Origin of the sequence: Acidovorax sp. CCYZU-2555 (genome assembly GCF_018413525.1) — a bacterium.
In the GTDB taxonomy this organism is placed as follows: Bacteria; Pseudomonadota; Gammaproteobacteria; order Burkholderiales; family Burkholderiaceae_C; genus Comamonas.
Map to the genome: position 1 here is coordinate 1 of NZ_JAHCDD010000017.1, position 20443 is coordinate 20443.

General features: G+C 66.1%; 16 protein-coding genes and 1 pseudogene. 9 read left to right on the forward strand and 8 right to left on the reverse strand.

All coding sequences use genetic code 11. The annotated features are described in order from the left end of the window. The 3 genes from KHY18_RS08130 to KHY18_RS08140 form a co-directional block, all read left to right on the forward strand. Nucleotides 1-854: electron transfer flavoprotein subunit alpha/FixB family protein (locus tag KHY18_RS08130; protein ID WP_213297744.1), on the forward strand; the 854-nt coding region annotated here is incomplete at its 5' end. Nucleotides 855-956: 102 nt separating this feature from the next. Continuing rightward, nucleotides 957-1937: a Bug family tripartite tricarboxylate transporter substrate binding protein gene (locus tag KHY18_RS08135; RefSeq protein WP_213297747.1), complete on the forward strand. Its 981-nt coding sequence runs from the start codon at nt 957-959 to the stop codon at nt 1935-1937. Between the two features lie 563 nt (nt 1938-2500). Next, complete coding sequence (locus tag KHY18_RS08140) at nt 2501-4138, forward strand: methyl-accepting chemotaxis protein (RefSeq protein ID WP_349630260.1); 1638 nt, start codon at nt 2501-2503, stop codon at nt 4136-4138. Between the two features lie 16 nt (nt 4139-4154). Here KHY18_RS08140 and KHY18_RS08145 read toward each other — a convergent pair whose 3' ends face one another. Further along, entirely contained in the window at nt 4155-5228 is a 1074-nt protein-coding gene (locus KHY18_RS08145) for an NAD(P)H-dependent flavin oxidoreductase (protein WP_213297753.1), read from the reverse strand. Between the two features lie 66 nt (nt 5229-5294). After that, a complete protein-coding gene (locus tag KHY18_RS08150; protein WP_213297756.1) occupies nt 5295-6314 on the reverse strand; it encodes a zinc-binding alcohol dehydrogenase family protein in 1020 nt (339 codons plus the stop codon). 168 nt (nt 6315-6482) lie between these two features. On the opposite strand from KHY18_RS08150, the gene KHY18_RS08155 reads away from it, so the two are divergent. Then, nucleotides 6483-7394, forward strand: coding sequence for a LysR family transcriptional regulator (locus tag KHY18_RS08155; RefSeq protein ID WP_213297759.1), 912 nt, complete (start codon nt 6483-6485; stop codon nt 7392-7394). A 9-nt stretch (nt 7395-7403) separates the two neighbouring features. Here the strand turns inward: KHY18_RS08155 and KHY18_RS08160 are convergent, their stop codons facing one another. The 5 genes from KHY18_RS08160 to KHY18_RS08180 are packed head-to-tail and all read right to left on the reverse strand — an operon-like array spanning nt 7404 to nt 12487. Continuing rightward, nucleotides 7404-8903 (reverse strand): tripartite tricarboxylate transporter permease, encoded by a 1500-nt coding sequence (locus KHY18_RS08160; RefSeq protein WP_213297762.1) that lies wholly within the window; start codon nt 8901-8903, stop codon nt 7404-7406. Nucleotides 8904-8912: 9 nt separating this feature from the next. Beyond that, nucleotides 8913-9407, reverse strand: a complete 495-nt coding sequence (locus KHY18_RS08165; protein WP_213297765.1) for a tripartite tricarboxylate transporter TctB family protein — start codon at nt 9405-9407, stop codon at nt 8913-8915. Further along, nucleotides 9404-10390, reverse strand: a complete 987-nt coding sequence (locus tag KHY18_RS08170; protein ID WP_213297768.1) for a Bug family tripartite tricarboxylate transporter substrate binding protein — start codon at nt 10388-10390, stop codon at nt 9404-9406. Before KHY18_RS08170 ends, KHY18_RS08165 begins: the two co-directional genes overlap by 4 nt. 23 nt (nt 10391-10413) lie before the next feature. Then, the gene (locus KHY18_RS08175) at nt 10414-11397 is read right to left on the reverse strand and encodes a Bug family tripartite tricarboxylate transporter substrate binding protein (protein WP_213297771.1); all 984 of its coding nucleotides are present in this window, start codon (nt 11395-11397) and stop codon (nt 10414-10416) included. Between the two features lie 37 nt (nt 11398-11434). After that, nucleotides 11435-12487, reverse strand: a complete 1053-nt coding sequence (locus KHY18_RS08180) for a lactonase family protein (RefSeq protein ID WP_213297774.1) — start codon at nt 12485-12487, stop codon at nt 11435-11437. A gap of 84 nt (nt 12488-12571) precedes the next feature. Here KHY18_RS08180 and acnA point away from each other — a divergent pair, with 84 nt between their 5' ends. Genes acnA through KHY18_RS08195 form a run of 3 tightly spaced genes read left to right on the forward strand, consistent with a single transcriptional unit; the run spans nt 12572 to nt 16882 of the window. Next, nucleotides 12572-15205 carry an aconitate hydratase AcnA gene (gene acnA, locus KHY18_RS08185; RefSeq protein WP_213297777.1) on the forward strand — a complete coding sequence of 878 codons (2634 nt, stop codon included), beginning with the start codon at nt 12572-12574 and terminating at the stop codon, nt 15203-15205. Between the two features lie 28 nt (nt 15206-15233). Continuing rightward, entirely contained in the window at nt 15234-16148 is a 915-nt protein-coding gene (locus KHY18_RS08190; protein ID WP_213297780.1) for a GntR family transcriptional regulator, read from the forward strand. Beyond that, complete coding sequence (locus KHY18_RS08195) at nt 16145-16882, forward strand: ABC transporter substrate-binding protein (RefSeq protein WP_213297782.1); 738 nt, start codon at nt 16145-16147, stop codon at nt 16880-16882. The genes KHY18_RS08190 and KHY18_RS08195 overlap by 4 nt, the downstream gene beginning before the upstream one ends. Nucleotides 16883-16996: 114 nt before the next feature. On the opposite strand, the gene KHY18_RS08200 is transcribed toward KHY18_RS08195, so the two are convergent. Next, the gene (locus tag KHY18_RS08200; protein ID WP_213297785.1) at nt 16997-18388 is read right to left on the reverse strand and encodes an ankyrin repeat domain-containing protein; all 1392 of its coding nucleotides are present in this window, start codon (nt 18386-18388) and stop codon (nt 16997-16999) included. 249 nt (nt 18389-18637) lie between these two features. Here KHY18_RS08200 and KHY18_RS08205 point away from each other — a divergent pair. After that, nucleotides 18638-18867: pseudogene (locus KHY18_RS08205) on the forward strand (ABC transporter substrate-binding protein); the annotation flags it as partial. Between the two features lie 290 nt (nt 18868-19157). Beyond that, complete coding sequence (locus KHY18_RS08210) at nt 19158-20312, forward strand: calcium:cation antiporter (protein ID WP_213297788.1); 1155 nt, start codon at nt 19158-19160, stop codon at nt 20310-20312. The last annotated feature ends 131 nt before the right edge of the window (nt 20313-20443 follow it).

Here is a 20443-nt window from a genome sequence, read left to right on the forward strand (position 1 = left end):
CCTGCGGTGGTGACGTGCATGTGCTGGTTGCCGGTGAAGGCGCTGCCGCTGCCGCTGCGGCCGCGGCGCAGATCGCCGGCGTTTCCAAAGTCATTCACGCCGATGGCGCATCGCTCAAAAACGGCCTGGCCGAGAACGTCGCAGCGCAAGTGCTGGCGCTGGCCCCTGGCTACAGCCACATCCTGTTCCCCGCCACGGCCGGCGGCAAGAACGTCGCGCCGCGCGTCGCGGCCACGCTCGATGTGGCGCAGATCAGCGATATCACCAAGGTGGTGAGCGCCGACACGTTCGAGCGCCCCATCTATGCCGGTAACGCCATTGCCACCGTGCAGTCCAGCGACGCGACCAAGGTCATCACCGTGCGCACCACGGGCTTTGACGCCGCCGCTGCCACGGGTGGCTCGGCTGCCGTCGAAACCATTGCCGCAGCAGCCGACAACGGCAAGAGCAGCTTTGTGGGCAGCGAGATCGCCAAGAACGACCGCCCTGAACTGACGGCCGCAAAGATCATCGTCTCGGGCGGCCGCGCGCTGGGCTCGGCCGAGAAGTTCAATGAAGTGATCACGCCCCTGGCCGACAAGCTGGGCGCGGCCATTGGCGCATCGCGCGCTGCGGTTGACGCCGGCTATGCCGCCAACGATCTGCAGGTCGGCCAGACCGGCAAGATCGTCGCGCCGCAGCTGTACATCGCGGCCGGCATCTCGGGTGCCATCCAGCATCTGGCCGGCATGAAGGACTCCAAGGTGATCGTCGCGATCAACAAGGACCCCGAAGCGCCGATCTTCTCGGTCGCCGACTACGGCCTCGAAGCCGATCTGTTCAACGCCGTACCCGAACTGGCCGCGGCGGTCTGAACCCTGCGCCTGGCGCCCTGCGCCGGGCACGCGCCGCTGCCGGCCTGCCGGAGACAACGGCGGCGCGCTTTTTTACGGCAATCGAGCAGAAAGAGAAAAATCATGTCGCCATCGACTTCACGCCGTTCCTTCCTTCATACCGCCGCCGCGGGCGCGGCCGTGGCTTCGGCTCCTACCTGGGCCCAGACGCCCTGGCCCGCCAAGCCGGTGCGCATCATCGTGCCGTACACCGCAGGCGGCTTTACCGACCAGATGGCGCGCATGCTGCAGGTGGGCCTGCAAAAGGCGCTGGGCCAGCCCATCGTCATCGAGAACAAGCCCGGTGCCAACAGCATCATCGGCGTCGACCAGGTCGCCAAGTCGGCGCCCGACGGACTGACCTTCGGCGTGGTGATCGCCGCGTTCGCGGGCAATACCACGCTCTACGACAAGCTGCCTTACCACCCGACCAAGGACATCGTGGGCGTGTCGCTGATGGGCGTGTCGCCGCTGGTCGCCGCCGTGTCCCTCAATGCGCCGTTCAAGAACGCCCAGGAACTCGTCGCCTATGCGCGTGCCAATCCGGGCAAGGTGAGTTTCGCGTCCTCGGGCAGCGGCTCCAGCGCCCATCTGACGACCGAACTGCTGAAACTGCTGACCAAGACCGACATGGTGCATGTGCCCTACAAGGGCGCTTCGCCGGCCCTGGTCGACCTGATGGGCGGACAGGTGCCGCTGTTCCTCGACCCGCCGCCCAATCTGATCCAGCCCGCCAAGGCCGGTCGCATTCGCCTGATAGGCGTGGCCAGCGAAAAACGCATTCCTTCCATGCCCGATGTGCCCACGTTCATCGAACAGGGAATCGACGGCCTGGTGGGCAGCACCTGGGCGGCGATGGTCGCGCCTGCTGGCGTGCCGCGCGAGATATTGCAGCGCATGTCGGCCGAAGTGCGCAAGATTCTCTACAGCGCCGAAGGCCAGGCACGCCTTGAAGCCATGGGTACGGTCGCCGAAGGCTCCACGCCCGAAGAATGCGACCGATTCATTGCCGCCGAGACCAAGAAATGGGGACGCGTGATTCGCGACGCCAAAGTCACGCTTTGATATCCGCGACGGCGGCGGCTTTGCGGCGATCCGCCGTTATGGGGCAATTTATGCCCCTTTTTCTTGGCTTGAATTAGGGGTAAGTACTTATTAAGTTATTTCCCCTTGAGTGAAGATGCCGCTTCATCGTCAAAAAAGATGCTGAGATATCTATCCATTAAGTTTTCGATAAAGAAAAAATCTATCTGGCAACAGGTGCTAAATCGCCAGGCGCGCGGTTTAATGCTACAGAATGCATCAGGATTACTAAATTGTAATTTTTGACGTACGCAGGGTTTTTCCGCGGGACAGATTCTTTCGTCCGGGCACAGACAAGGCACGTACGAACAGATCCAGTCCATTGATGGATTCGACTGTGCGTGAGTTTTCTTGGAGTCCGGGGAAGATTATCCGACCTGAGACTTTTCAGTGGCGTATTCGATCTTTTCACTTACAACGCCATACCAATGGCAGGGGAAGAAGCCATGCAGTCCTGGAGAAACCTGTCCGTCAAAGCCAAGCTCGTTGGCACATTTGGGCTGCTGATTGCCCTGATCATAGGTATTACCGTGTACTCCATTCAGATGATGAAGGATGATAGCGCGGCATTCAATAACTATGTCCAGGGCATTCAAGCCCGCGCCGATACAGCGAACAAGGTGAGGCTTGCGGTCGACGAGCGCGCCGTGGCCGCGCGCAATCTCGCGCTGGTGACATCGCCGCAGGATGTGGCCCAGGAAAAAGCCGCGGTCGAGCGCGCCGTGGCCGATGTGCGCAAGTATCTGGGCGAACTCCAGGCGCTGTCGGCCCAGCCCGGCGTGGACCCCGAAGTGCGCGCCAAGGTCGACAATATCTCCCGCATCGAAAACGAATATGAGCCGGTGGCGATGGCGATCGTGGGCATGGTGCTGGGCAACCAGCGCGAAGCCGCGGTGGCGAAAATGAACGCCGAATGCCGTCCGCTGCTGGCCGCGCTGATGCGCGCCACCAGCGAATACAGCGCCTTCACCGCCGCGCGCTCGCAAGTGATGATCCAGCAGGCCGAAGCGGCCACCCAGCAGCGGCAACTGGTGTTGATCGTGGGCGGCGTGCTGGTCACGGCGCTGGCCTGCTGGGCCGCGTTGCTGATCGTTCGCGCCATCGTACGGCCGCTGAACCAGGCCGTGGAATTGATCAATGAAATCGCCCAGGGCGACATCAGCCGCGAGATCACGGTCGACACCAAGGACGAGTTCGGCCGCCTGCTGCTGGCCCTGGCCACCATGCAGCAAAGCCTGGTGACCTTGGTGTCTTCGGTACGCCAGGGCGCCGAAGGCGTGTCCACGGCCAGCGCCGAGATCGCCCAGGGCAATATGGACTTGTCGGCGCGCACCGAAAGCCAGGCCAGCGCGTTGGAAGAGACCGCTTCGTCGATGGAGGAACTGGGCACGACCGTGCGCCAGAACGCCGACAACGCAAGCCAGGCCAACCAACTCGCTCAGAACGCCAGCGGCGTCGCGCAGCAGGGCGGTCAGGTGGTGGAGCAGGTGGTGGAGACCATGCGCGGCATCAGCGATTCGAGCAAGCGCATTGCCGAGATCATCACCGTGATCGACGGCATTGCGTTCCAGACTAATATCCTCGCCTTGAACGCCGCCGTCGAAGCCGCGCGCGCCGGTGAGCAGGGCCGGGGCTTTGCCGTGGTGGCCAGTGAAGTGCGCTCGCTTGCCGGGCGCAGCGCCGAGGCGGCCAAGGAAATCAAGCAGCTGATCGAGGAAAGCGTGCAGCGCGTGGCCGCGGGCTCGCAGCTCGCCGATCGTGCGGGCAGCACCATGGGCGATGTGGTCGGCAGCATCCGGCGCGTGACCGACATCGTCGGCGAGATCAGCGCGGCCAGCTCCGAGCAGAGCGCGGGCGTGGGCCAGGTCGGTGAAGCCGTGACCAATATCGATCACGCCACGCAACAGAATGCGGCGCTGGTCGAGCAGATGTCGGCCGCCGCGAGCAGCCTCAAGGCCCAGGCCCAGGACCTGGTGCGTTCGGTCAGCATCTTCAAGCTGTCGGCCGCCGATGCGTCCACACAGCACAACGCCATCGTGGTGGCCGACCAAGCGCTGGTGTCGCGGCCTGGCGTGTCTCGCCCTGGCGCGGCGCGGCCGGTGGCGCGCCGGCCTCAGCCTGCGCGCATGCCTTCGCCGCTGGTGGCGCGCACGGCCTCCGACGGAAACTGGGAATCGTTCTGAAACCGGGCCTGGCGCTTCAGCGCGCCAGCAGCGCCAAGGTCTGTTCGGCGAGTTCGCGCGTGAGCGCTCCCGCGCCGCGCTCGCGGCCCAGCGGCGCGGCCTGGCCGGCCCACAGCGACATGAAATCTCCCGACCCTTGTGCTTCGGCCGCGGCGCGCAGCGGCGTGAGCGCGCCGCCGGCCAGCGGAAACGCGGGCGCGATATCTGCGAGCGGCCCGACTTCGCGCATCAGCCGGTTGACGATGCCGCGCGCGGGCCGGCCCGTGAACAGGTTGGTGAGCGCCGTGGTTTCGGCGGCCGGGCTGCGCAAGGCCGCGCGGTGGGCGGGCGCGACCTTGGCTTCGGGCGTGAACAGATAGGCCGTGCCCAACTGAACGGCCGAAGCGCCGAGCATGAAGGCCGCCGCGATGCCGCGCGCGTCCATGATGCCGCCGGCGGCGATCACCGGCAGCTTCACCGCATCGACGACCTGGGGCACGAGGGCGAAGGTGCCCAACTGGCTGTAGACCTCTTCCTGCAGGAACACGCCGCGGTGGCCGCCGGCTTCCGCGCCCTGGGCGATGATGGCATCGACGCCATGGGCTTCGAGCCAGCGCGCTTCGGCGACCGTGGTGGCCGACGACAACACCTTGGCGCCCGTGGCCTTGACGCGTGTCAGCAGGTCGGCGGCCGGCAGGCCGAAGTGAAAGCTCACCACCGCGGGCCGCAGTTCCTCGACCAGTTCGCACATCGCGGCGTCGAAAGGATTGCGGCTGGAGACCGGCACCGGCATTTCGGGGTCCAGCCCCAGTTCGAGGTAGTAGGGGCGCAGGCGCGCGCGCCACGCGGCTTCGCGCGCTTCGTCGGGCGCGGCCGGCGTATGGCAGAAGAAGTTGAGGTTCAGCGGCGCGGCGGTCTGCGCGCGTATCAGCGCGACTTCGCTGCGCACCTGGGCCGCGCTCAGCATGGCGCAGGGCAGCGCCGCGAGGCCGCCGGCCTGGCCCACGGCGATCGCCATTTCATGCAGGCCGGGTCCGGCCATGGGCGCCTGCAAAATGGGCAGTTGGATACCGAACAGATCGAGAAAGCGGGCATCGGGCCAGGAGGACATGGTGTGCTCTATCAGGAGTGAAGCCCTGATGATGCCGCGTTTTGCGCGGCTGGCAAACCTTATGGCTCAGCCCCAGTTTTCCAGCACCACCTTGCCGCGCGACTTGCCCGACTCGATCAGCGCATGCGCGCGGCGCAGGTTTTCGGCGTTGATGCTGCCGAAGCGCTCGGCCAGCGTGCTGCGAATCAGGCCGGCATCGACCAGCGCCGCGACCTCGTTGAGCAGCCGGTGCTGGCCTGTCATGTCGTCGGTGCCGAACAGCGAGCGCGTGAACATCAGCTCCCAGTGCACCGACACCGACTTGCGCTTGAACGGCGTGATGTCGAGCGCCGCCGGGTCGTCGATCAGGCCGAACTTGCCTTGGGGCGCGATGGCTTCGATGATCTGCGCGAGATGCGCATCGGTCTGCGTGAGGCCCACGATGTAGTCCACGGCGGCAAAGCCTGCGCGCCGCAGTTCTTCGGCGATAGGCCGGCTGTGGTCTATCACATGGTGGGCGCCCAGTTCCTTGACCCAGGCCTGGGTCTCGGGGCGCGAGGCCGTGCCTATGACCGTGAGATTGGTCAGCCGCGCCGCGAGCTGAACGAGGATGGAGCCCACGCCGCCGGCCGCGCCTATGACCAGCAGCGTCTTGCCGCCGGGCTGCTTGCCCGGTGCGACGCCCAGGCGGTCGAACAGCATCTCCCAGGCGGTGATCGCGGTCAGCGGCAGCGCTGCGGCCTGGGCGAAATCGAGCGACTCGGGCGCATGGCCCACGATGCGCTCGTCGACCAGATGCAGCTCGCTGTTGCTGCCGGGCCGCGCGATCGAGCCCGCGTACCAGACGCGGTCGCCGGGCTGGAACAGCGTGACTTCGGGGCCTACCGCCTTGACGATGCCGCTCGCGTCCCAGCCCAGCACCTTGTACTCCTGGCCTTCGGCCGGCGTGGCGCTCTTGCGCACCTTGGCATCGACGGGATTGACCGAGACGGCTTTCACTTCGACCAGCAGATCGCGGCCCGCGGCCACGGGGGCGGGCAGCGTGATGTCGAGCAGGGCGTCGGATTGGGTGATGGCCTGGGGAGTGCGGTAGCCAATGGCTTTCATGGTCGTTCCTTGGATGATGAAATGCGTTGCAAGCCCTATCTTGCGGCCTTTGCTCGTGCGGAAAAACCCGCCCGGCCTTTAAGCAACTTTCAAAAAATCATTGAAAATCAAACCCGTTGCCACGCTTTGATTCCGTATCAAGGTTCAAGATTTTTTTGAAATGTGCCCATGAAAGCGCTGAACGATCTCGATATCTTTGTGCGCACCGCCGACAACGGCAGCCTGTCGGCGACGGCGCGCGCGCTCGATCTCACGCCCGCGGCGGCGAGCGCCGCGCTCAAGCGCCTCGAGGCCGAGCTGGGCGTGCCCTTGTTCCTGCGCTCCACGCGCAGCCTGCGGCTCACGCCGCATGGCGAGCGCTTTCTCGCGCAATGCCGCCCCGCGCTCGAAACGCTGCAGCAGGCCGGCGCGCAGCTGGCCGCGGGCGAGCAGGCCTTGAAAGGCGTTCTCAAGCTGTCGGCGCCGTCGGATCTGGGCCGCAACGTGCTGCTGCCCTGGCTCGATGAATTCCAGAATGCCTACCCCGAAGTCGAGCTGCGGCTGCAGCTGTCGGACCGCATGGCCAATGTCTACAGCGATCCCGTGGACGCGGCGTTTCGCTATGGCAAGCCGCCCGATTCCAGCCTCGTTGCCTTGCCGCTGGCATTGGAGAACCGGCGCGTGCTGTGTGCTGCGCCCGCCTATCTCGCGCGCCACGGCGCGCCCGCGACGCCGCAGGCGCTGGGCGCCCATGCCTGCCTGTGCTTCATGCTGGGCGACGAAGTCAATGACCGCTGGCGCTTTGCCCAGGCCGGCGCGCCCGCGATCAACGTGCGCGTCAGCAGCGCCAATGTCGCCAACGATGGCGACGCCGTGCGGCGCTGGGCGCTGCTGGGCAAGGGCATTGCCTACAAATCGGGGCTCGATGTTGCCGACGATCTGGCGCAAGGCCGGCTGCAGCCGCTGTGCACCGACTGGACGACCGAAGCCGTGCCGCTGTTTCTGGTCGTTCCAGGCCGGCGCCAGCTCACGCCGCTGCTGCGGCGCCTGCACGCGTTCATCGCGCAGCGCTGCGCGCAGCTGCTTTCCAGCCTGACGTAAACGCCGGCCTCAGGCGTCGTCGCCCTTGAAGCGCTTGAGTCCCTTGAAGACCAGCGGCGCGACCAGGGCCAGCAGCGCCAGCGCCAGCAGCGTCGCCGAGCCGCCATGCTTGAAGAACACCCAGCCGTCCCCCAGGCTGATCTGCAGCGCGCGCCGGAACTGGCTTTCGGCCATGGGCCCCAGGATCAGGCCGACGATCATCGGCGCGACGGGGTAGTCCCAGCAGCGCATCAGATAGCCGCAGATGCCGAAGGTCACGAGCATGATCAGCTCCACCGTCGACGGGTTCGCGGCCAGCGTGCCCATCACGGCGAACACCAGAATGCCCGCATAAAGCCAGGGCTGGGGCACCTTGAGCAGGCGCACCCACAGGCCCACCAGCGGCAGGTTCAGCACCAGCAGCATCAGATTGCCGACGAAGAAGCTCGCGATCAGCCCCCAGACCAGATCGGCGTTGGTGACGAACAGCAGCGGCCCGGGCACCAGCCCGTACTGCTGAAAGCCCGCGAGCATCATCGCCGCCGTTGCCGATGTGGGCAGGCCCAGGGCGAGCAAGGGCACCAGCGTTCCCGTGGCCGCGGCATTGTTCGCGGCTTCGGGGCCGGCCACGCCTTCGATCGCGCCCTTGCCGAACTCCTCGGGCTTGACGGCCAGCCGGCGCTCCAGCGTGTACGACAGCAGCGTGGGCACTTCGGCCCCGCCCGCGGGCAGCGCGCCTATGGGAAAGCCCAGGCCTATGCCGCGCAGCCAGGGCTTCCACGAGCGCTTCCAGTCTTCCTTGGTCATCCACAGCGAGCCGCGCACGGCCTCGATCTTTTCCTGCACGCCGGTGAAGCGCGAAGCGATGAACAGCGTCTCGCCCATGGCAAACAGTCCCACGGCCAGCGTCGTGATCGACACGCCGTCAAGCAGCGAAGGCACGCCGAACGCCAGGCGCGACTGCCCGGTCAGCTTGTCTATGCCGACCAGACCCAGCACCAGGCCCAGCGCCAGGCTGGTGATGCCGCGCAGCACCGAGTCGCCAAACGTCGCCGAGACGGTGATGAAGGCCAGCACCATCAGCGCAAAGTAGTCCCAGGGCCCGAACTGCACGGCAAGCTCGACCAGCCAGGGGGCCAGCAGCGAAATGCCCAGGGTGGCGATCAGCCCGGCGACAAACGAGCCTATGGCCGCCGTGGCCAGCGCGGGCCCGCCGCGACCGGCCTTGGCCATCTTGTGGCCTTCGATCGCGGTGGCGATGGACGCGGCTTCGCCCGGCGTGTTGAGCAAAATGGCCGTGGTCGAGCTGCCGTACATGCCACCAAAGTAGATGCCGGCAAACATGATGATCGAGCCCGTGGGGTCGAGCTTGAACGTGATCGGCAGCAGCAGCGCCACGGTCAGCGACGGGCTGATGCCCGGCAGAATGCCCACCAGCGTGCCCAGCAGCACGCCCACGCCCGCGAACAGCAGGTTGCCCGGCTGCAGCGCGATCAGCAGGCCCTGGGCCAGCAGAGAAATGACTTCCATGATCTTCTTTCAGCCCAGCAGCAGGCGCTCAAGCGGCCCGGCGGGCAGTGACAGTGACAAGGCCTGGGTGAAAAACGCATAGACCAGGGCCGCGAGCACCAGACCTATGACCGGGGAACGGCTGCGCAGCGGCTGGCCGAAAGCGCGCGCGGTGGCGGCGAACAGCCAGGTCGCGCCTAGGACAAAGCCCGCGCCCAGCTGCAGCACCGCGATCATTCCGATCAGGCCGCCCAGCACCCAGCCCAGCGCCGCGCGGTTGGTGGCCGGCTCGGTTTCGGCCTGGGCCTTTGGCGCGGCGCGCGCGGCCGCGATCGCATGCGCCAGGCCCAGCACCAGCAGCAGGCCGACGACGATGCGCATCACGGCCGTGGGCCCCACGCCCACGGCCTGGGCCGGCGCCATGCTGGTGATGTCCCAGGCGATCACGGCCGCCAGGCCGAACAGCAGCGCGGCCACGGTGGCCAGCGCCTGGCGGCCCGGGCCGTTGGGGGTCGGCTCGCTCATTTCACCAGTCCGATCGAAGTCAGCACGTCCTTGACGCGCTGCTGGTCGGCCTTGAGGAAGGCCGCGAAGGCGTCGGCGTCGAGGTAGGCGTCGTCCCAGCCGCGCGCCTTGGCAATCTTGGCCCATTCGGGCGACTTGAGCGCCTTGGTCACGGTGGCGGCCAGCGCGGCTTTCTGCGCCGCGCTGATGCCCGGACCGGCAACAATGCCGCGCCAGTTGACGAGTTCCACGTCCATGCCCTGCTCCTTGAGCGTGGGCACGGCCACGCCTTCGATGCGCTGGGCGGTGGACACGCCCAGCGCGCGCAGCTTGCCGGCCTTGATCATGCTTTCGAACTCGTTGTAGCCCGACACGCCGGCCGTCACGCGCCCGCCCAGCATTTCGGCCAGCGCTTCGCCGCCGCCCGAGAACGGCACATAGTTGAGTTTGGCCGCGTCGCCGCCCGCCTGCTTGGCGATCAGCCCGGCGAGGATATGGTCGGCGCCGCCGGCCGAGCCGCCGGCCCAGACCACGCGCGACGTATCGGCCTTGACGGCCGCGGCCAGGTCCTTGAGCGTCTTGTGCGGCGAGTTCGCGGGCACGACGACGACCAGCGGGTCGCCGGTCATGCGCGCTATGGGCGTGACCGCGTCCAGGCCCACGGGCGCCTTGTTGGTCAGCACCGCGCCGACCATGGTGATGCCCATGACCATCAGCTGGCTGCCGTCGCCCTTGGCGTTGTTGGCGAACTGCGCCAGGCCCACGGTGCCGCCCGCGCCCGGCACATTGACCACCTGCACGTTCCTGGCCGAGCCGGTCGCGGTCAGCACCTGCTGCAGCGAGCGCGCGGCGCTGTCCCAGCCGCCGCCCGGGCCCGCGGGCGCGATGATCTTGAGGTCCTGGGGCGCTTGCGCCAGCGAAGGCAGGGCGCTTGCGCCCAGTGTCAGCGCCAGGGCGGCGCTGGCCAGTAGGCCGCGGCGCTGCGAGGTGAAGGAATGGGTCATCGTTGTCTCCTTGGGGGTGATGGTTATTCGTTGACGATGTGCGCGGCCTCGACGATGCGCGCGTACTTGGCGGTCTCGGTCTGCATGAACTGGCGGAACGCGGCGGGCGACAGCGGCATGGGCTCGCCGCCTTGTTCGCGCAGGCGCTTGATCAGCTCGGGCTCGCGCAGCGCGGCGGTGACGGCGGCGTGGAGCTTGTCGAGCACCGCGGGCGGCGTCTTCGCGGGTGCGAACAGGCCGAACCAGTTGTCGAGGTCATAGGCCGCGGCCGGTGCGAACTCGGCGATGGCCGGAATTTCGGGCGCAAAGCCCGCGCGCCTGGCCGACGTCACGGCCAGGGCCTTGACGCGCCCGCCCTTGATGAACGGCGTGGCGCCGGCCAGGCTCACGAAGGTGATGTCTACGTTGCCCGCAGCGACATCGACCAGCTGGTTGGCCGCACCCTTGTAAGGCACATGCTGCATCTTGATGCCCGTGAGCATCTGCAGCAGTTCTCCGTTGAGGTGCTGGGGATTGCCCACACCGCTGGTGGCATAGGTCAGTTTGCCGGGGTTCTTCTGCGCGTGGGCGACGAGTTCGGCGACGCTCTTCGCGGGAAAGTTCGGGTGGGTGACCAGCACGTTGGGCACGCGCGTGACGGCCGTGATGGGCGCGAGATCGCGCGCCGGCACGTACTGCATCTTTTCCTTGTAGATCAAGGGATTGATCGCGGTCTCGCCGGCCGAGCCCAGCAGCAGCGTATAGCCGTCGGGCGGGGCCTTGGCGACCGCGCCCGCGCCCAGCATGCCGCTGGCGCCGGGCTTGTTGTCGACGACCACCGACTGCTTGAGCGACACGCGCAGCCGGTCGGCCAGCAGCCGCGCCATGGTGTCGACGCCGCCGCCCGCGGAGAACGGCACGACGATGGTGATGGCGCGCGCCGGGTAGTCCTGGGCGAGCGCGCCCAGGGGCAGGCCGGCCAGGGCCAGGGCGGTGCAGACAAGGGCGCGGCGGGAAGTTGGGTGCATGGTGGGTCTTTGAAGTTGGGGTCAATGGCTTGGGAATTCAGCGCGAGAACACCATGCAGACCGGGCTGCCGCAGCGCACGCTCTGGCCCGTGGACTGCAGGCGGCCGCTGGTGCCATCGATGGTGAAGCTGACAATGGAGTCGCTGTCTTCGTTGAGCGCGAACAGCAGCCGGCCGTCGGGGCTGGTGGTCACAAAGCGCGGCGTGCGTCCCTGGCTGGAGACGAAGTCGACAACGCTCAGCGCACCGCTGTGGTCATCGACGCGAAACACCGCGATGCAGTCGGCGCCGCGATTGGACGCATAGACATAGCGGCCGCTGGCGTCGATCTGTATCGCCGCCGCGCGGCTGTTGCCGGTAAAGCTCTGCGGCAGGGCCGGCACGATCTGGAATGGCGTGAGCGCGCCCGTGTCCGCGTCGAAGCGGCAGGCCGTGAGCGTGGAGTCAAGCTCATTGACCACATAGGCGCAGGCCTGGCGCGGGTGGAAGACCAGATGGCGCGGGCCCGAGGCTTCGCGCGCGGCGGTGAACGGCGTGTCCGCTGCGATCAATCGGCCTTGTTCGAAGCGGAACATGAACACGCGGTCCAGCCCCTTGTCGGGCACGGCGACAAAGCGCCCGCCGGGGTCGAACGGGTTGCAATGCGGCTTGGCCTGCTTTTGCTCCACGCGGTGCGGGCCTGGCGGGCCTTCGAGCGTCACCCGCTGCAGAACATCGCCGAGCGCGCCGTCCGCGCCAACAGCCAGCACGCTGACGCTGGCGCCGAAGTGGTTGGAGACCACGAGGTGGCGGCCCGCAGGATCGAGCGCGAGGTGCACGGGGTTCAGTCCCTGCGTGTCCTGGCGATTGAGCAGCGTGAGGCGGCCGCTGGCGCGGTCGACGCGAAACGCGCTGACTTCGCTGGCATCGCCATGCACGGTGTAGAGGCTGCGGCCGTCATGGCCCATGGCCAGGAACGAGGGGTTGAACAGCCCGCTCACCACATCGACCAGGCGCAGCGCGCCGCTGGCGGCATCGACGTCAAAAATGCTGATGCCGTCGCCGCGCGCCTGGCGTTCACGGGTGGTTCGGCTGCCTACGTAGGCGTACATGGAAGGTCCTTGAATGGCTGCAGCGCAGACATAAGGGTTTGCGCTTGATTGCATTTTATGAACACAAAATGCAAAATCAATCCTATGGAAAACACTGATACGCCACCCTTGATGCACCTTGCCGAGCGCAGCTATTGCGCGGTCGATCTGAAAGCCTTGTGCGGGGACAAATTGACGCAGCTGCCCGTGGTGCTGCGCCTGTTGCTGGAGAACGTCGCGCGCAATATGGCGGGCGCCGAGCGCGCTGCGGCGATCGCCGCGCTGCTGGCCTGGACCGAGAGCGCGACCAGTGACGCCGAAATCGCCTTTCAGCCCGGGCGCGTGCTGATGCACGACACGACCAGCACGCCCGCGCTGGTCGATCTCGCGGCCATGCGCAGCACGCTGGCCGAAGCCGGCGTCGATCCCGCGGTGCTCAATTCGCGCCTGCCGGTCGATGTGTCCATAGACCATTCGCTGGCCGTCGAAGCGTTTGCGCAAGCGGATGCGCCCGCGCGCAACATGGCCTTCGAGATACGGCGCAATGCCGAGCGCTATGCCTTCCTGCGCTGGGCCTCGCAGGTGCTGCGCGGCGTGCGCATCCATGCGCCGGGCACGGGCATCATGCACACCATCAACCTCGAACAGCTCGCGACCGTGGTTGCCACCGAGGAGCGCGAGGGCGCGGCCTGGCTGGTGCCCGACATGATGATAGGCACCGACAGCCATACGCCCATGGTCAACGGCCTGGGCGTGCTGGGCTGGGGCGTGGGCGGGCTCGAGGCGCAGACCGTGATGTTCGGCATGCCGACCATGCTGCGCATTCCCGATGTCATTGGCGTGCGGCTCACGGGGCGGCTTGCCGCCGGCGTGCTGGCCACCGATCTGGCGCTGAGCGTGACCCAGCGCCTGCGCGCCATTGGCGTGTCGGGAGAGTTTGTCGAGTTCTACGGCCCGGGCCTGGCCACGCTCACGGCCGGCGACCGCTGCGTGGTCGCCAACATGGCGCCCGAATACGGCGCGACCACGGGATTTTTCCCGGTGGACCAGCAGACGCTGGACTATCTCGCGGCAACCGGGCGCTCGCAGGAGCAGATCGCCCAGGTCGAGGCCTTCACCCAGGCCACGGGCCTGTGGTTCGAGCCCGCGGCCCAGCCCGTCTATACGCGCAGCATCGATATCGATCTGGCCACGGTCGGCATGCAGGTCGCGGGGCCGCGCCGGCCGCAGGATCTGCTGGGCTTTGGCGAGACGCGCAGCGCGCTGGCGGCGCTGAATTTCAAGCCGGCCGCCGCCGATGCGCAGATGCCGCGCCATCCGGTGGCGATTGCCGCGATCACCAGCTGCACCAACACCTCGGACCCGCGGCTGCTGATCGCCGCCGGCCTGGTGGCGCGCAAGGCGCGCGCGCTGGGGCTCAAGGCCGCTGCCTGGGTCAAGACATCGCTGGGCCCGGGCTCGCCCGCGGCCGCGGCCTATCTGGAACGCGCGGGGCTGACCGACGATCTTGCGGCCGTGGGCTTCGATATCGTTGGTTACGGCTGCACCACCTGCATAGGCAACTCGGGCCAGCTGCCCGCGCAGATTCAGGATGCGATGTCGCGCCAGACGATATTTCCCGTGGCTGCGCTGTCGGGCAACCGCAATTTTGCGGGCCGGGTGCACCCCGATCTCGAGCTGGGCTTTCTGATGTCTCCGCCCCTGGTCGTGGCGTTCGCGCTCGCGGGCGACGCCGAACGCGATCTGCGCGTCGATGCGCTGCAGACCGCGCCCGACGGCCGGCCGGTGTTCCTCAAGGACCTCTGGCCGTCGCCGCAGGAAATCGACGCCGTGCTGACGCGCTCGCAGGACCCGGCCGACTACCGACGCAGTTTCGCGCTGGCCGCCGCCAACCCGCTGTGGCATGCGCTGGCAGCGCCCAACTCGGCGCTCTATCCCTGGAATCCCGCATCGACCGCGCTGCGCCGCCCGCCGTTCGCGCAGCTGTCCGAAGGCAGCCTGCTGGGCGCTTACGCGGCGCACCCGCTGCTGGTGGTGGGCGACGACATCACCACCGACCATATTTCGCCGGCCAGCGCGATTCCGCCCGACAGCCTGGTTGCCGACTTCCTGGTCGCGCGCGGCGACGACAGAAACGACCTCAATGTGTTTGCCTCGCGCCGCGGCAACTGGGAAGTCATGGTGCGCGCGGCGTTTCACAGCAAGACGCTCAGGAACCTGTTTGCACCGCAGGCGCCTGTGGCCCACACCTTGCATGTGCCCAGCGGCGAGACCCTGCCGCTGTGGGATGCCGCCGAGCGCTACCGCGCCGCGGGAGAATCGGTGGTGCTGGTCGCGGGCGAGCGCTACGGCACGGGCTCGTCGCGCGACTGGGCGGCCAAGGGCCAGCGGCTGCTGGGCATTCGCGCGGTGCTGGCCAACAGCTTCGAGCGCATACACCGCTCCAACCTGATAGGCATGGGCATACTGCCGCTGCGCCTGCCCGCGGGCGTGACGCCGTTCACGCTGGCGCTGCAGCCCGGTGACCGCATCGAGATCGATGCCCGCGCCCAGGCGATCGCGCCGCGCTGCCGCGTCGCGGTCCGGGTGCGGCGCGCCGACGGCCGCAGCGAAGCGCTGCAGGCGACGGCCGCGGTCGAAACCCAGCTCGAAGTCGCGCTGCTGCGCGCCGGCGGCGTGATTCCCTCGACCCTGCAGCAGATGCTGGCAATGCACGCCCGCGAGAAAAATGCCGCATGAGGGCGCGGGGCAGGTGAGAATCCTGTCCATGTGGCCAGAGCAATCCCTTCCTTCGCAGATCCTCCAACTCCTGCAGTCCGATGCCATGCCCGCGGGCAGCCATCTGCCCGCGCAGTCGCTGGCCGACCGGCTGCGCGTCTCGCGCTCGCCGGTCAACGACGCGCTGTCGCTGCTTGCCGACAAGGGCGTGCTGCGGCGCCAGCCCAACCGCGGCTATTTCCTGGTCGAGGCGATTGCGGGTGAAAGCATTGATGCCCTGGCCGCACGGCTGGGCCTGGAAGCTTCGGACGCGGTCTCGGCCGTCTATTTCCAGATCGCCGACGACAGGCTGCGCGGCCAGCTGCCCGACGCGTTCTCCGAGGCCTTGATCAAGCAGCGCTATGGATTGACTCCGGCCCAGCTCAACGCCGTGCTGGGCCGCATCGCCAACGAAGGCTGGGCCGAGAAAAAGCCCGGCTACGGCTGGGAGTTCTCGTCGATGCTGACCACGGCCGACAGCCTGCTGCAGTCGTATCGCCTGCGCCTGGCGCTCGAACCCGCGGCGCTGCTGGAGCCGGGTTATCAGCTGTCCGCCGCAGCCATTGCGCGCTGCCGCGCCGCCGAGCAGCATTTGCTGGCCGGCGGCATTGGCACCGACACCGCCGACCAGTTGCACGAGCGCGGCGTGCGTTTTCACGAAACGCTGGTCGAAGGCTCGGGCAATGCATTTTTCATCGACACCATCCGCCGCGTCAACCGCGTGCGCCGCCTGCTGTCCTACCGCTCCATGCAGGAGCGCAGCCGCTACAAGGAGCATTGCGAGCAGCACCTGCATCTGCTCGAGCTGCTTGAACGCGGCCGCAATCAAGAAGCCTCGCAGGCGATGCACGCCCATTTGTCGAGCACGCTGCGCAACCTCAAGAAGATCAGCAACATCCTCACTCCTGAGAACCCCTCCCCATGACCATTGCTCCCTCCGTCATCCAGGCCTTCACGCCCCAGGGCGTTCTGCGCGCTTGCATCAATCTGGGCAATCCGATACTGGCCCATGCCGATGCCGTGACCGGCGCGCCCGGGGGCGTGTCGGTCGATCTGGCGCAGGCGTTTGCCCAGCGCCTGGGTGTCGCGCTGGAACTGGTGGTGTTTGACGCCGCGGGCAAGTCGGTGGACGCCGTGGGCCACGAGCAGGCCGACATCGGCTTTTTCGCCATCGACCCGCTGCGCGGCGCGCACATTGCTTTCACCGCGCCCTATGTGCTGATCGAAGGCAGTTATCTGGTGCGCGAGGATTGCGCCTTGCAGCACAACGATGAAGTCGATGCCAGCGGTCTGCGCGTGGTGGTCGGCAAGGGCAGCGCCTATGACCTCTATCTGTCACGCGCGCTGAAAAACGCGCAGATACTGCGTGCGCCCACCTCGCCCAGCGTGGTGCAGACCTTCCTCGAGGAAAACGCCGATGTCGCCGCGGGCGTCAAGCAGCAGCTCGAGGCCGACAGCCGCGCGCACGCGGGCCTGCGCCTGCTGCCCGGACGCTTCATGGTGATACAGCAGGCCATGGGCTGCCCCAAGTCGCGTGGCGAAGACGCGGCGCGGGTGCTGAGCGGCTTTGTCGAGGAAATGAAGGCCAGCGGCTTTGTGGCCCGGGCGCTGCAGCGCCACGGCATCCAGGGCGCGGGCGTGGCGCCGGCCAGTAGCTGAAGCGCGAGGCACAGGGCGTTGCGCCTGCCCAAGTTCTATCGCAGGCCGCAACGCCTTGGAGGGACGGTGGCGCGTGCCTGTCGACGAAAAGCGCGCTGGCGTCTTGTCGGGCGATCATTCCAGCCAGAACATGTCTGCTGCACGGTCGATGTTCGCCCTCCCGGTAAAAAATGCTTCAAACGCGTGAAAATGCGGCTCGATGGGACTGAGCGGTGCCAGGCGATGGATGTCGGGCGGCGTGTACCACGCGGGCACTGCCCCCATGATGAAATCATCAGGCAGCCGCAGCGGAATGACGATCTTGTCGTATTCACACGGCAAATTGGGTTCTGGGTCCTGCACTGGCGGATCCTGGGCGAGAAGGCGTTCCATTTTTGAGGCAATAAGGACGTCAATGGAATCTGCACAGTCGTCGTCGCGTTCGCAGGAATAATGTGCAATCAGATGTTGAAGGATTTTAATTTCCTTTGATTCGTCGAGATCCAGAATCGGGTGGGTGATGAAATTCTTGAGGGTGTCGAACCCGGCATTGCGGATGCTTTTGTTGTTGGCCTGCTCGCTCTGACATTGCTTGAATTGTATTTTTGCTTGCTTGTCAAAAAAATCCGTCCATCCCATTGCAGTGGAAATCACGGCGTCAACCATGGGCTTGTCCTCATGCGCCGCATTGACGTCCAGACCCTGGTGCTTGAGTACCATTTTCACAAGACTGATGGAGCGAAAATGGTGCCAGAAATCCCCCGCTGTCTCGCGGTCGGCGGTGATCGCCTCCGATAGCGCGGTTCCGGCTCCTTGCGAATACCAGTTGATTCCGATGTCGCGATGGGTTGCCCCCAGAATGTTTTCCAGTCGGGATAATTCCCCGCCGGTCCGAAATATCTCCGAAAGTGCACTGCACTGCGGGTGGCCGTATCCGGTGAAAACAAGGTTTGCGTTGGGGTTGTTGATATATGCTCGTTCCACTGACAGGGGAAGGGAAAATTGATAAGTCAGGAATGCCGGCATGTCGGCAACCTCTTGGTTGAGATCTGTGTTCCGGTGGTTGATTATTTCGATCGCCAAGTTCTCGTCTGCGGTATTGGCGCAATTTCCCCAAGATAGTTCAAGCGCATCTTGAAAGGCATTTCTCTGATGTTTGTCCTTTATATTCGGGTCCACATCTTCGCGCTGCAGCAGCAGCATTGCAATGTCGTGGTCGCCATTGGCAATTGCCAGGCCCAATGCCGTTTTTTCATATGGGCCGCATTTTTCATTGACTGCCAGATCCCACGGGGTTTCCAGCAGCACTTCAACCAGCGCCAGGCTTCCCGTCATCACTGCGGCAGACAAGGGCGTGAAACCCGCAAAATTTTTCTCCGCAGTATTCTTCATCGTGGGAGAAAGAGCCAGGTCGCTGAGATCTGAGAGGTGGCGTGCCTGAATCGCTGCGTGGATCTTGTTGGGCTGAATGAATTGGTGTTTTTCCTTGCCCCGGTTGTTGATTTGTGCGAATTTTCTTCGTCCCATTGGATGGACTCCTGTAAGGCTGCGCGGGTGCGCGGGTTGGGTTCAGATGGCAAGTGAAGTCGGATGTATCCCTCGGGGGCTTCGACGCGCCGCGCTGGTTGTGTTTTTGGCTTTGGCTTGGTGTCAGGAAATTTCAATAGGTTCCAACTATCGATCCTGGCTGGTGATTGGCTCCGTGCCCGGCGGCTCGGTCGGCATGGTCGGGCGGGTGATTGCCGACATCCTCCTGCGTTTGCAGACCCCGTCCCCATGCGCATGGATTCCATCCAGGCCTTCACGCCCAGGGGGGGCTGCGCGCGTCCATCAACCTGGACAATCCCATACTCGCCGATGCCGATGCCGATGCCGATGCCGATGCCGAGAGCGGCGCACCCGGCGGCGTGTCGGTCGAACTGGCGCTGGGGGTGTTTGACGCCGCGGGCAAGTCGGCGGACGCCGTGGGCAGCGGCCCGGCCGACATCGGCTTTTTCGCCGTCGACGCGCCCGCGCCCATCTGCGACTGCTGCCCGGGCGCTTCATGGCCCGACGCGGCACGCTGAGCCCCGGGCGGGGCCGGCCCTGACGCGCGGCTGCGTGCTATGATTTTGCGGCCTGCGTGCGTTGCGCCGGCCTGGCCAAGGACGACCTTGGTGCTGATCACACAAGGGGACGGCCCTGTGCTTCCGAGGAAGTCTGCCATGGCCGTATACCCGCCTGTCTCGCGCGCAACTGCGCAAGCTTGTTTTTCCTGTCCGCCTGCCGGGGCGGGTGCCGAGCCGGGAGACGCCGCATGAACCACATGTCGACGCCAACGCGCCTTGTTCCCCCCGCGACCTGGGTCTTGCTGGTCTGTGCCTGGCTGGTGGTCGCCTTGTTCCTGGCTTTGGGCGAGCAATGGCTGGCCGCGCCCCTAGGCCCGGGCAGGGCCGCGGGCGTGTTCGCGCTGCTGTTTGCCACCATACTTGCCGCGTCGTTTGGCGTGGTCAGGCAGGCCGATCATCTGGCCCATCAGCTGGGCGAGCCTTACGGCACCTTGATTCTCACGCTGTCCATCGTCGCCATCGAAGTGATACTGATCGCTTCGGTGCTGCTCGGGCCCGGCGACTTCCCCACCATAGGACGGGACTCGATCTTTGCGGTAATGATGATCATCATCAACCTGGTCATGGGTTTGTGCCTGATCACCGGTTGGGCCAGGCATGGCGACCAGGAATACAACGCCCAGGGCGCAGGCGCCTATCTTTCCATGATTGCGCTGCTGACCGGCACGGCGCTGGTGCTGCCCAACTACACCAGTGGCGCAGGAGAGTTCACGCGCTTGCAGGCCATGGGCATGGCGGCCCTGACGGCCTTGCTTTATGGCGCCTTTCTGTGGCTGCAGATGCGCAGCTGCAAGCGCTTTTTCATACAGCCACCCGCAGGTGAAATGGCAGCTCGAGCGGCCGCGCCTGCGCCCCTGCCAGCGCTTGCCGCGGGCGCGCCCCCGGATCGCAAGGCGCTGCTGGTGCGCTCGGCATTGTTGCTGGCCATGGTGCTGCCCATCGTGCTGCTGGCGCATTATCTGGCCATCGTCACCGATTACGGCATCGCGGCGGCCGGCGCCCCTGCGGCGATCGGCGGAGTGCTGATTGCCATCATCGTCTTCACGCCGGAATCGATCACCGCCGTGCGCGCCGCGATGAACAACGAAATGCAGCGCGCGATCAATCTGTGCCTGGGCGCCTTTGTGTCCACGGTGGGCCTGACCGTGCCGGCGGTGCTGGCCATAGGCCTGCTCACGGGCAAGCCGGTGGTGATGGGCATTTCGGGAGCGCAAACGCTGCTGTTTGCGGTGACGCTGGTGCTGGCGCTGCTGAGCTTCAACGGCCAGCGGACCTCGCCGGTGCAAGGCTGGATGCATCTGATGCTTTTCGGCGTATTCGCGATGCTGCTTTTCCAGCCTTGAACCCGCCCCGCGGCACCACTGCATGGCAGTCATTGTTCAACAATGATTGCCTGATCCTAGTACAAGTACCTATGAATTGCAGTGCATGACGGCCTGGATTGCCACTAACATCGAGCCCCTTGGCCCGGTTC

What these genes read in the sequence shown, in the direction of transcription:
- KHY18_RS08145 (WP_213297753.1), bottom strand. Translation starts at nt 5,228, where the DNA reads ATGTCCTCCTGGCCCGATGCCCGCTTTCTCGATCTGTTCGGTATCCAA.
- KHY18_RS08140 (WP_349630260.1), top strand. Translation starts at nt 2,501, where the DNA reads ATGATGAAGGATGATAGCGCGGCATTCAATAACTATGTCCAGGGCATT.
- KHY18_RS08200 (WP_213297785.1), bottom strand. Translation starts at nt 18,388, where the DNA reads ATGGGACGAAGAAAATTCGCACAAATCAACAACCGGGGCAAGGAAAAA.
- KHY18_RS08155 (WP_213297759.1), top strand. Translation starts at nt 6,483, where the DNA reads ATGAAAGCGCTGAACGATCTCGATATCTTTGTGCGCACCGCCGACAAC.
- KHY18_RS08150 (WP_213297756.1), bottom strand. Translation starts at nt 6,314, where the DNA reads ATGAAAGCCATTGGCTACCGCACTCCCCAGGCCATCACCCAATCCGAC.
- KHY18_RS08190 (WP_213297780.1), top strand. Translation starts at nt 15,234, where the DNA reads ATGTGGCCAGAGCAATCCCTTCCTTCGCAGATCCTCCAACTCCTGCAG.
- KHY18_RS08180 (WP_213297774.1), bottom strand. Translation starts at nt 12,487, where the DNA reads ATGTACGCCTACGTAGGCAGCCGAACCACCCGTGAACGCCAGGCGCGC.
- KHY18_RS08135 (WP_213297747.1), top strand. Translation starts at nt 957, where the DNA reads ATGTCGCCATCGACTTCACGCCGTTCCTTCCTTCATACCGCCGCCGCG.
- KHY18_RS08165 (WP_213297765.1), bottom strand. Translation starts at nt 9,407, where the DNA reads ATGAGCGAGCCGACCCCCAACGGCCCGGGCCGCCAGGCGCTGGCCACC.
- KHY18_RS08160 (WP_213297762.1), bottom strand. Translation starts at nt 8,903, where the DNA reads ATGGAAGTCATTTCTCTGCTGGCCCAGGGCCTGCTGATCGCGCTGCAG.
- acnA (WP_213297777.1), top strand. Translation starts at nt 12,572, where the DNA reads ATGGAAAACACTGATACGCCACCCTTGATGCACCTTGCCGAGCGCAGC.
- KHY18_RS08195 (WP_213297782.1), top strand. Translation starts at nt 16,145, where the DNA reads ATGACCATTGCTCCCTCCGTCATCCAGGCCTTCACGCCCCAGGGCGTT.
- KHY18_RS08210 (WP_213297788.1), top strand. Translation starts at nt 19,158, where the DNA reads ATGAACCACATGTCGACGCCAACGCGCCTTGTTCCCCCCGCGACCTGG.
- KHY18_RS08175 (WP_213297771.1), bottom strand. Translation starts at nt 11,397, where the DNA reads ATGCACCCAACTTCCCGCCGCGCCCTTGTCTGCACCGCCCTGGCCCTG.
- KHY18_RS08170 (WP_213297768.1), bottom strand. Translation starts at nt 10,390, where the DNA reads ATGACCCATTCCTTCACCTCGCAGCGCCGCGGCCTACTGGCCAGCGCC.